The organism is Kribbella sp. NPDC048915 (assembly GCF_040649595.1).
Classification (GTDB): domain Bacteria; phylum Actinomycetota; class Actinomycetes; order Propionibacteriales; family Kribbellaceae; genus Kribbella.
Window position 1 is genome coordinate 1 of record NZ_JBEZFT010000137.1, and the last position, 9,847, is coordinate 9,847.

The window sequence follows — 9,847 nt, forward strand, 5'->3', positions numbered from 1 at the left end:
TCAACCAGCCGCACGGTGGGTTCACCCACGCTGTTGTGGGTTCCGCACCCTTCACACGGGTCAGGAACCCACAACACGATGGGTGAACCCACCGTGCGGGAACGCGCGCGGTGTCCAGCGCGGTCGTCCAGCGTGGGCGCCGACTTGGTCACCCAGGCCCGGATCCGCCCATGGATCGGTCACAAGTACCGGTCATAGAGCGACCACGGCCGCGGTAGCTCGACGCGCGCCGGCGGCCACCTACGTGACGCAGGCAGGGCTGTTCGCCGGGTTCACACCAACGCTGCACGCCCCCGACCACCCCTCCGGCAGAAACCCAACCCGCACATCAGTGCGGAGAGCCGTAAATCAGCTTGTGGCGCAGCATTGACGGCGGCGCAGCATTGACGAACTCGGCTCGGCTTGGCAGGGTCGGGGCAAGACGGGTCTGGGGGAGGGCCGATTCCCGTCGGGGGTTCAGACGCTTTCTGGGGGACGTTCTCGCGCTGCACTCGACGGCGACGATCGGTCTGCACGGTGTGCGGTGCGCAGCGCTGTCGAGCTGCCCGCGCGCGCCGAATGCGCAGTACAGCAGCGGTTCGGGGAGCCACCATGGTCGAGGATTTGCGAGAACGCACGCGGGGACAGGTACTGACAGCGGAGGACGAGGGGTACGACGTAGCGCGCCGGGTCAACAACTGGATGCACGACAAGCATCCGCGGGTGATCGTCCGCTGCGAGAACGTCGGTGACGTGATGGCGGCGATCGACTACGCGCGGCGCAACGACCTCGAGATCGCGGTCCGCGGCGGCGGCCACAGTGTGCCGGGGTTCGGCACGGTCGACGACGGTGTGGTCATCGATCTGAACCCGATGCGCAACGTCCGGGTCGACCCGGTGACGCGCACCGCGCGGGCCGGGGGTGGCGCGACGTGGGGCGACTTCAACGCGGCCACGCATGCCTTCGGACTCGCGACCACCGGCGGCATCATCTCGACCACCGGTGTCGGCGGCCTCACGCTCGGCGGCGGGATCGGGTACCTGGCTCGCGGCCTCGGACTGTCCTGCGACAACCTGATCTCGGCGGACGTGGTGACCGCGGACGGGCGGTTCCTGATCGCCAGCGAGAAGGAGCACGAGGACCTGTTCTGGGCGCTGCGCGGTGGCGGCGGCAACTTCGGCGTGGTGACCGCGCTGGAGTTCCGGTTGTCGCCGGTCTCGACGATCTACGGCGGCCCGATGTTCTTCGAGATGTCCGACACGCCCGCGGTCCTGACCGGGTTCCGGGAGCTGATCAAGGATGCGCCCGAGCAACTCGGAGGGTTCCCGGCGTTCCAGGTCGCGCCGCCGTTGCCGTTCATTCCGGAGAACCGGCACGGGGAGCCGTTCGTGGCGATCGTCGGCTGCTGGGCCGGCGATCTGGACGAGGGGGAGGCGCAGATCGCGAAGTTCCGCGAGTTCGCGCCGGTGATGGCCGAGCACGTCGGGCCGATGCCGTATCCGGCGCTGAACAGTGCGTTCGACGGCCTGGTACCGCCCGGTCTGCAGCACTACTGGAAGGCGAACTTCGTCACCGAGCTGACCGACGAGGCGATCCAGGCCCACCTGCGGCACGCGCCCGGGCTGCCGTCGGTGAACTCGACGGTGCACATCTACCCGATCAACGGCGCCTGCCACCGGATCACCCCGGACGGCACCGCGTTCGCCTACCGGGACGCGAACTACGCGACCGTGCTGGCCGGCATGTGGCCGGATCCGGCCGACAACGAGGCGAACATCGAGTGGGTTCGCTCCTACTACGACGACGTCGCGCCGCTGTCCGAACCCGGCGGCTACATCAACTTCATGGCCGACGACGACCAGGGCCGGATCCGGGAGAACTACCGGCAGAACTACGATCGGCTGGCCGAGGTGAAGCGCGCCTACGACCCGGACAACGTGTTCCATCTCAACCAGAACATCGTGCCCTAGGCAACAACCCTAGCCACGAGGTGCCAGGATGCCCCTTTTCCTTCCTGGCACCTCGTCTTTTCCTCGCCCCGGTTGCTGTCAGTCCGCGACGTGGGCGGTGTTGTCGAGCCAGTGCCGGACCAAGGCGGCATCGCCTTCGATCGTGAGCCCGGCGGCCTCGGCGTCGTCGAGCGGAAGCCGCCGGACCAGCGTCTGAAACATCGGGCCCGCGGGCCCGGTCACGGTCACGTCGGCCTCGTGCCGGCCGGTGCGCCATACGGCCCCGTCGGGTAACCGTTCGATGAACCAGGCACAGTCCCCGGCCACCAATTGCAGCCGCTGGCCGGTACCCCGGATCGCATGGGCGGACTCGGTGCGCAGCATCTCCCACGTCGGCGAGGTGAGCATCGCGAGGTGATTGCTGATCAGCGCCGCCGCGATGTCGGCGTCGACATCCGTCGGCCGGCCGGCCGCGACATGTGCGTCGAATCCGTGGACGACCGATTCGTTCAGCACGCTCGACATCCAAAAGCGCGTCCCGCTGCGCTCGTCACCGGCAGCGTTGAACACCGGCGCGTCGAGCGCGTCGTCGGAGCACGCGGCCGCGACCCGCTGTGCGGATTCCGCGAGCCACGCCGGCCATTCGGCCGGGTCGGTCGGCATGACCGCCATCTCGGTCGGCAGATGGGTCGGGTCGGCGATGCGGCGCTCGATGATCTCGGCGACCCAGTTGTGGGTCTGGCCGACATGCTCGACCAGCTCGGCGACGTTCCATTCCGGGGCGGTGGGCACGGCGGTGCCCGGGTCGGTCGCGACAGCCGACTCCGCCAGCCGTCGCGAGTGCTCGACGATTCCTTGCCGGACGCGTTCCGCGGTCAGTTCGGTCATCGCGACGTCCCTCCCGTCAGGCTTTCGGAGCCAGCTTGTGGACGACGATGCCCGACTTGAAGGTCGTCGTACCGAGCAGGTCCAGGTGGGTGATGTCGATGCCGGTGCCGTGGAACATGTTGTCGCCCTCGGCGATCACCGGGAAGATCCAGAAGTGGTACTCGTCGACGAGCTTGTTCTCCAGCAGCGTCTTCGAGAACGACCCGGTGCCGTACTTGATCAGGTCGCCGCCGTCGGACGCCTTGAGCTTGCGCACCGCCTCGGCGGCGTCGCCCTCGAGCGGCTGCGCGTTCCACTTGAACTCGGTCAGCGTGCGGGTCGCGACATACTTCGGCATCGCGTTGAACAGGTCCGCAGTCGGGTCTCCGGCCCGCGACATCCAGGCGTCGGCGAAACCCTCGTACGTGACGCGGCCGAGGACCTGAGCCTCGACGTTCTCCATCAGCGTCTGGCTGTAGTCCGCGTGCTCGTCGTCCCAGTACGGCGGGCTCCAGTTCTGTGGTTCGTCGATGACGCCGTTCAGGGTGATGAAGGTGGATTCGATCAGCTTCCGCATGGTCGTTCCTCTCAGCGTTCGTTGCAGGTTTGGTTGTGAGCGTTGGATTCAGGCTTGGTACGGGCGATGCGCCCGGGCGTCGTGCAGTGCTTCGGCCCACCAGACGAGCTGGTCGAGCATGAGCTTGGCGGACGCCTCGTAGCCGGCGGACGGCCGCGGCCAGCCGCCGTCCACGGTGAACTGCTCCCAGTAGCAGGGCAGCGCGACGGTGTTGCGGATGGTGACGGCCTGCAGTTCGGTGAAGACCTGCCGCAGCTGAGCGGTGGCGTACAGCCCGCCGCTCTCCCGTCCGTAGCTGACGATCGCGACCGGCTTGGCGTGCCACTCCTCGTAGTACCAGTCCAGTGCGGTCTTCAGTGTGGCCGGGAAGCTGCAGTTGATCTCCGGAGTGACGACTGCGAACGCGTCCGCGGCAGCGAGGCGGCCACCGAGTTGCCGGACCTCGCGCGGAGGCTCCTCGTCGGCATCGGGCAGCGTGGCCGGCAGGTCGGCGGTGGCCAGGTCGACCAGGTCGACGTCGAACTGCTTGGCTGCCTGCTCGGCCAGCCAGTGCGCCACCGTCGGTCCGAACCGGCCCCGCCGGGTGCTTCCGATGATCACTGCGAGTCGCATCTGCCGTCCTCCTTCCGTCTGAACCACACTCTGCCGGACGGCGTTTACGGTTTCTTTCCGGTTCATTCCGGTTCGTCCGAAAATCTGCGGTCCCTGTCGGCCGGCCCGGAATAGGGTGCGGTCATGCGCTTCGGGGTGCTGGGACCGGTGACGGCCTGGACGGACGCGGGTACGCCTGTGGTCGTCCAGGGGCTGAAAGTGCGCGCGCTGCTCGCCGACCTGCTGGTGCACGAGGGGCGACCGGTGCCCGCGGACCGGTTGATCGACGACCTCTGGGGCGCGCAACTGCCCGGTAACCCATCGGGCACGCTGTCGGCCAAGGTGTCCCAGCTGCGGCGAGCTTTCGAGGACGCCGAGCCAGGCAGCCGCTCACTCGTGCAGTCCGGTCCGGCTGGTTACTCACTGGCTGTTTCGGCCGCCAACTACGACGCACTGCAGTTTGCCGACCTGCTGGCGCGGGGCGCCGTCGACGAGGCGCTGGCGCTGTGGCGTGGTCCGGCGTACGCCGATTTCGCGGACGAAGCGTTCGCCGAGGCGGCTGTGGCGCGGCTGACCGATCTGCGGCTCACCGCGCTGGAGCAGGCTGATCTGTCCGTGGCTGACCTGGCAGCGCTTGTGAAGGAGCACCCGCTGCGTGAGGGCCTCCGGGCCGCGCACATGAAGGCCCTCTACCGCGCTGGGCGGCAGACCGAGGCCCTGGAGAGTTTCGACGAGCTGCGCGAGTTGCTCCTGGAGGACCTCGGCTTGGACCCCGGTCCGGAGCTGGTCGCGCTACAGCAGTCGATCCTCACCCAGGAGCTGCCGCACGCCCGGAACAACCTGCCTGCCCAGATGACTGAGCTGATCGGTCGCACCGACGCGCTGGCCGAGGTATCTGCCCGTTTGGGCAGCTCAAGGCTCGTCACCCTGACCGGTCCGGGCGGGGTGGGTAAGACCCGTTTGGCGTTGGCTGCCGCTGCGGACGTAGCAGACCGGTTCGCGGACGGCGTTGCCCTGGTTGAGCTCGCTGCTGTGACCAGTGACGCGTTGTCGGTCGCCGATGCGCTCACCGACGCCGTACAGGCCGCGCTGGACCTCCGTGACACCGAAGGTACGCCAGTGGTTGATCGGCTGGCCGCTGTGATGGGGACTCGGCTGCTGGTGCTCGACAACTGCGAGCAGGTGGTCGATGAGGTGGCTGCGCTGACGGACCGTTTGCTCGCCGCCGCTCCGGGATTGCGTGTCCTGGCCACCAGCCGGGAGCCGCTCGGTCTGGCCGGTGAGGTGGTGTGGAGCGTGCCGCCGCTGTCCGTGCCGCCGCCGTCGGCGGGGGTTGACGAGGTCAGCCAGAGCAGCGCGGCGCGGTTGTTCGTCACGCGGGCGTCAGCGGCGTCGCAGGGCTTCGAACTCACGGACGAGACCGTGGCGGATGTCGCCGTACTGTGTCGCCGGCTCGACGGCATTCCGCTGGCGCTGGAGCTTGCTGCTACGCGGGTACGCGCGCTGGGCGTCCGTGGGCTGGTAGCGCGACTCGACGACCGCTTCCGGTTGCTCGTAACAGGTCATCGCGGTGCTGCGCCACGGCAGCAGACGTTGCACGCGATGATCGACTGGAGCTGGGAGCTGCTCGACCCGGAGGAGCAGTCCGTACTGCGGCGCCTCGCCGTACACGCTGACGGCTGTACGGCGGACGCTGCGGCGGCGGTGTGTGGTGAGGACGACGTACTGGATGTCCTGGTGCGCCTGGTGGACCGGTCGCTCGTCGTGCCGGTGGACGGTGCACGGTTCCGGTTGCTGGAGTCGGTGGCGGCGTACTGCCTCGACAAATTGCAGCAGGCGGACGAGCTGGAGCCGACACGACAGCGGCACTTGACCTACTGCGTGTCCCTTGCCGAGGCTGCGCGACCAGCGTTGTTCGGTAGCGAGCAGAGTCGATGGCTGCGGTTCCTCGACGAGGACTCCGCGAACTTCCGCACCGCCCTGGACCGTGCAGTGACCACAGGTCAGCTGGACCTGGCTGAGCGGCTTGTGGATGCGCTGTCTTGGTACTGGTTCCTGCGTGGTCGCTACGCGGAGGCCATGCGGTCCTTGGCGGCCGTACCGGGGTCAGCGCGCGCTGGTGTGTGGCGTGCCGGGTTCATGTACCTGCTGGGCCACCCGGCTGCAGGGGCTGAGCGAGATCGGTGGCTGGATGAGGCGGACGCCATGGGGCTCTGGTGGATCGCCCACGCTGCCAGCGATGTCGGCGATCTGTCTGCGTGTTTGTCCATGCTGGATCAGGCCCTGAAGTCGTTTGAGGCCGACGGGAACCGGTGGGGCGTCGCGGCGGTGCTGGCGGCTCGCGCGAAGCATGCACACGTGCGAGCGGACCTCCCGGCGCTCTACGACGACGCCTGCCGGAGCATGGAGATCTTCCGATTGCTGGGGGACCGGTGGGGCCTGCTGGAGGCGACCGGCTGGCTCGGGGCGCACGCCGAGCTGATCGGCGACTTCGACGAGGCGGAGCGGCTGCACGTGGAAGGCGTCGAGGCAGCGGAAGAGATCGGCCTGTGGCCCGAGGTCGCCGGCGCCTGCGGCATGCTCGGCTGGACGGCGATCCGGCGCGGACACTTCGACTCGGCGCGAACGTACGGCGAGCGCGCGCTCCGGCTGGCGACCGAGCAAGGCCAGCGCTCGACGCAGGCGCTCGCGGAGTTGGTGCTCGGCTTCGCGGCCCGCCGTACCGGCGCTCTCGACGAAGCCGCGACCCGGCTGCAGGCGTTGATCGCCGAGGCGCGCCGGCAGCCGGATTCGGTGCTCTACCTGTCGATCGTGTTGAGCGAGTTCGGGTTCGTCCGCGAGTTGCAGGGCCGGTACGACGAGGCGCTGGAGCTGCAGGTGGAGGCCTTCCAGGTATCGGAGCAGTTCGACTCGCTGCGGGGCATGTGTTGGTCGCTCGAGGGGATCGCCGCCTGTCACCCCGACAAGTCGCTCGCCGCCACGCTGCTCGGCAGTGCAGCCGCGACCCGGGCGACGGAGAACTATCTGATGGCCGCGGCCGAGACCGACGACCTCGCCCGGGCGGTCGCGGCGGCCGAGTCGGCGCTCGGCGCGGAGGCGTATCGCAAGGCGTACGAGCGGGGTCGTGGGCTGACGCCGCCGGAGGCTTTCGGGCTAGTCCGCCAGTAGATGTTCTGTAGTTGAGATTATTTGTCCAGCGAAGTACTTTGGCTGGCGAGCAGACCATCGACAGGTGAAGGTGAACCCATGGACTACGGCCACGAGTTGGTCTTCGGCACGTTCGTGACCCCGACGGTCGACGCGCCGGATCGCGTGATCGCGCTGGCGCAGCTGACCGAGCAGGTCGGCCTCGACCTCGTGAGCTTCCAGGATCACCCGTACCAGCCACGGTTGATGGACGCGTGGACGCTGCTGTCCGTCGTCGCCGCGCAGACTCAGCGCGTGAAGGTCACCACGAACGTGGCCAACCTGCCGTTCCGGCATCCGGTCGTGCTGGCGCGCAGTGTCGCGACGCTCGACCTGATCACGGGTGGACGGGTCGAGCTCGGCCTGGGCTCGGGTGGCTTCCTGAACGCGGTCGCCGCGAACGGTGGGCCGCAGTTGACGACCGGGCAGAGCATCGCCGCTTTGGAGGAGGCCATCGCGATCATTCGCGAGGTCTGGAATCCCGCGGGTGGCGGGATCCGGATCCCCGGTCAGTACTACTCGCTGTCCGGTGCGAAGCGTGGCCCGGCGCCCGCGCACGATGTGTCGATCTGGGTGGGGGCGTACAAGCCGCGGATGCTGGCGCTGACCGGTCGGCTGGCCGATGGGTGGCTGCCCAGCAGCGGGTACGCCGGGCCGGATCAGCTGACTGCGATGAACAAGATCATCGACGACGCTGCTGCTGATGCCGGACGTGATCCTGCTGACGTGCGGCGGTTGTACAACATCTCCGGTCGGTTCGCTGGGCGTGGCGGGTTCTTGCAGGGCCCGGAGGAGGTGTGGATCGATCAGCTGACCGAGCTCACCCTGGGGGAGGGGATCAGTACCTACATCCTCGCTTCGGACGATCCGGATGACATCCGGCGGTTCGCCGAGGTGGCCGCGGGGGTGCGTGAGGCCGTTGAGGTCGCTCGGTCGAGTGCTGCGGCCGGTGGGTCCGGTGGTGCTGTCGCGGGATCGGGCACAGCTGTTGCTGGTTCTGAGGCTGCGGCGGCTGAGCCAGTGGCGTCGGCGGGAGTTGCTGGGTCCGGCTTCAGCGTCGTACCGACACCACCTCCCGCGGTGCGGCGTAGCGACGTACAGCTGCTGGACGAGTCGACGCGGCCGACCGGCCCGGCGCCGGATCCGTCGCGGACGTACACGCCGTACCAGCTGCAATCGGGTCAGCACCTGATCGACGTCCACGATCATCTGCGGGCGGAGCTCGAGCAGATCCACGACCTGGTCGAGCAGGTCGCCGCCGGTTCGCTGGGGATCGGGGCGGCGCGGTCGCACATCAACACGATGACGATGCGGCAGAACAACTGGACGCTGGGCACGTACTGCGAGTCGTACTGCCGGCTCGTCACCACGCACCACTCGCTCGAGGACGCGTCGCTGTTCCCGCACATCCGTCGCGCCGATCCGGAACTGGTGCCGGTCGTGGACCGGTTGCAGGAGGAGCACAAGATCATCCACGACGTCCTCGAGGGCGTGGACAAGGCACTCGTCGCGCTGGTCGACGGCTCCGGCGACATCGACGGCCTGCGCGCCGCCGTCGACGTCCTCGACGACACCCTGCTCTCGCACCTGTCGTACGAGGAACGCGAACTCGTCGAACCCCTGGCCCGCCTCGGCGTCCTCTAGCCCGGCGGACCGGGTGCGGAACGGTCGCGGTTCGGGTTACTTCGCCTCGCCGAGGAGGGAGGCGAGGATGTCGAGGAGGCGCAGGGTCGGTACCTCGCCGAGCAGGCGGGCGGCCGAGGTGGCCGGCTCCGCGATCAGGCGGACCTGCAGCAGCTTGAAGTCGCGGACGTTCGCCGGGTTCACCAGGTCGTCGCGGACCGCCTTGAGGAACTCCGCACCGGCCGACGCCGACCCGTACGTCATCCGGATGAAGCTGTCGGTCACCGGGAACAGGTACGGCCGCTTCAGGTGCAGCAGCTTGGACTTCTTCGCGTGCCCGAACCCGCGGTGGCCGTTGAACTTCTCGTCCAATGCCATCGCCGCCTCGAACAGCTCACTGCCCGGCTCCGCGTCCTCCAGCCGCGCGTCGACCGGGATCGCAGCCAGCTCCTTCTCGGCCTCGACCTCGAGCAGCCACGGGATGTCCATCGCCCGCAGGTCCGCGCCGATCACCATGATCCGGCCGAGATCCTCGAGCGTCACCCGGTTCGGGTCCGAGCCGCCGACGGTCGTCAGCCCCGGCAACCCGTCGTAGTACTGCAGCACGGCGCCGTTCGTTTCGGCATACAGCCGCAGCTGCGCGATCGCCTCGTCGACGACGATCTTCCGGGTACCGATGTTCATGAGCCACACCCTCACACTTGTGGTGGCAGACCCGCCAGCGGGCGGACCGTCATTCGAACGTTTCGTCAGTCTGTTTCCGCAGATCGTAGCGACTTTGACCCGACCCGCACTCCAGGGTCACTTCCCACTGTCCACAACCCGTAATCATCCCCGCTCCGAGGGTCCTCACCTTCGTCAACTCTCTGTCACAGCCCGGCAACCGAACGGAGGCAAACTCGACCCGAGGCCAGGCCCTGACGCAGCCAGCGGTCCCTCCGATCTCGCGCGACTGGCGGGCTATTTGCGTGCCGGCCTGTTGTAGAGCCTGTTGCAGAATCAACGCCCGGTCGAGCTTGGTGGGGGATAGAGCGGCGATATGGCTCGAATCTGCGGCTCAGGTGGAGTAAACCA

7 protein-coding genes are annotated in these 9,847 nt (G+C 68.3%); 3 read left to right on the forward strand and 4 right to left on the reverse strand.

Annotated elements, in window-relative coordinates; translation table 11 throughout:
• Positions 1–591: 591 nt before the first annotated feature.
• Entirely contained in the window at positions 592–1,950 is a 1,359-nt protein-coding gene (locus AB0B82_RS34955) for an FAD-binding oxidoreductase (RefSeq protein WP_360178737.1), read from the forward strand.
• 78 nt (positions 1,951–2,028) lie between these two features.
• On the opposite strand, the gene AB0B82_RS34960 is transcribed toward AB0B82_RS34955, so the two are convergent.
• From AB0B82_RS34960 to AB0B82_RS34970, 3 genes are read right to left on the reverse strand one after another with little or no spacing between them, the layout of a single operon-like run.
• A complete protein-coding gene (locus AB0B82_RS34960) occupies positions 2,029–2,817 on the reverse strand; it encodes a maleylpyruvate isomerase family mycothiol-dependent enzyme (protein ID WP_360178740.1) in 789 nt (262 codons plus the stop codon).
• Between the two features lie 16 nt (positions 2,818–2,833).
• Positions 2,834–3,373, reverse strand: a complete 540-nt coding sequence (locus tag AB0B82_RS34965) for a dihydrofolate reductase family protein (protein ID WP_360178742.1) — start codon at positions 3,371–3,373, stop codon at positions 2,834–2,836.
• A gap of 48 nt (positions 3,374–3,421) precedes the next feature.
• A complete protein-coding gene (locus AB0B82_RS34970; protein ID WP_360178744.1) occupies positions 3,422–3,985 on the reverse strand; it encodes an NAD(P)H-dependent oxidoreductase in 564 nt (187 codons plus the stop codon).
• A 123-nt stretch (positions 3,986–4,108) separates the two neighbouring features.
• On the opposite strand from AB0B82_RS34970, the gene AB0B82_RS34975 reads away from it, so the two are divergent.
• Positions 4,109–7,132 carry a BTAD domain-containing putative transcriptional regulator gene (locus AB0B82_RS34975; protein ID WP_360178747.1) on the forward strand — a complete coding sequence of 1,008 codons (3,024 nt, stop codon included), beginning with the start codon at positions 4,109–4,111 and terminating at the stop codon, positions 7,130–7,132.
• A 78-nt stretch (positions 7,133–7,210) separates the two neighbouring features.
• Entirely contained in the window at positions 7,211–8,794 is a 1,584-nt protein-coding gene (locus AB0B82_RS34980) for an LLM class flavin-dependent oxidoreductase (protein WP_360178750.1), read from the forward strand.
• Between the two features lie 36 nt (positions 8,795–8,830).
• On the opposite strand, the gene AB0B82_RS34985 is transcribed toward AB0B82_RS34980, so the two are convergent.
• Positions 8,831–9,457 (reverse strand): DUF6308 family protein, encoded by a 627-nt coding sequence (locus tag AB0B82_RS34985; protein WP_360178753.1) that lies wholly within the window; start codon positions 9,455–9,457, stop codon positions 8,831–8,833.
• Positions 9,458–9,847: the final 390 nt, after the last annotated feature.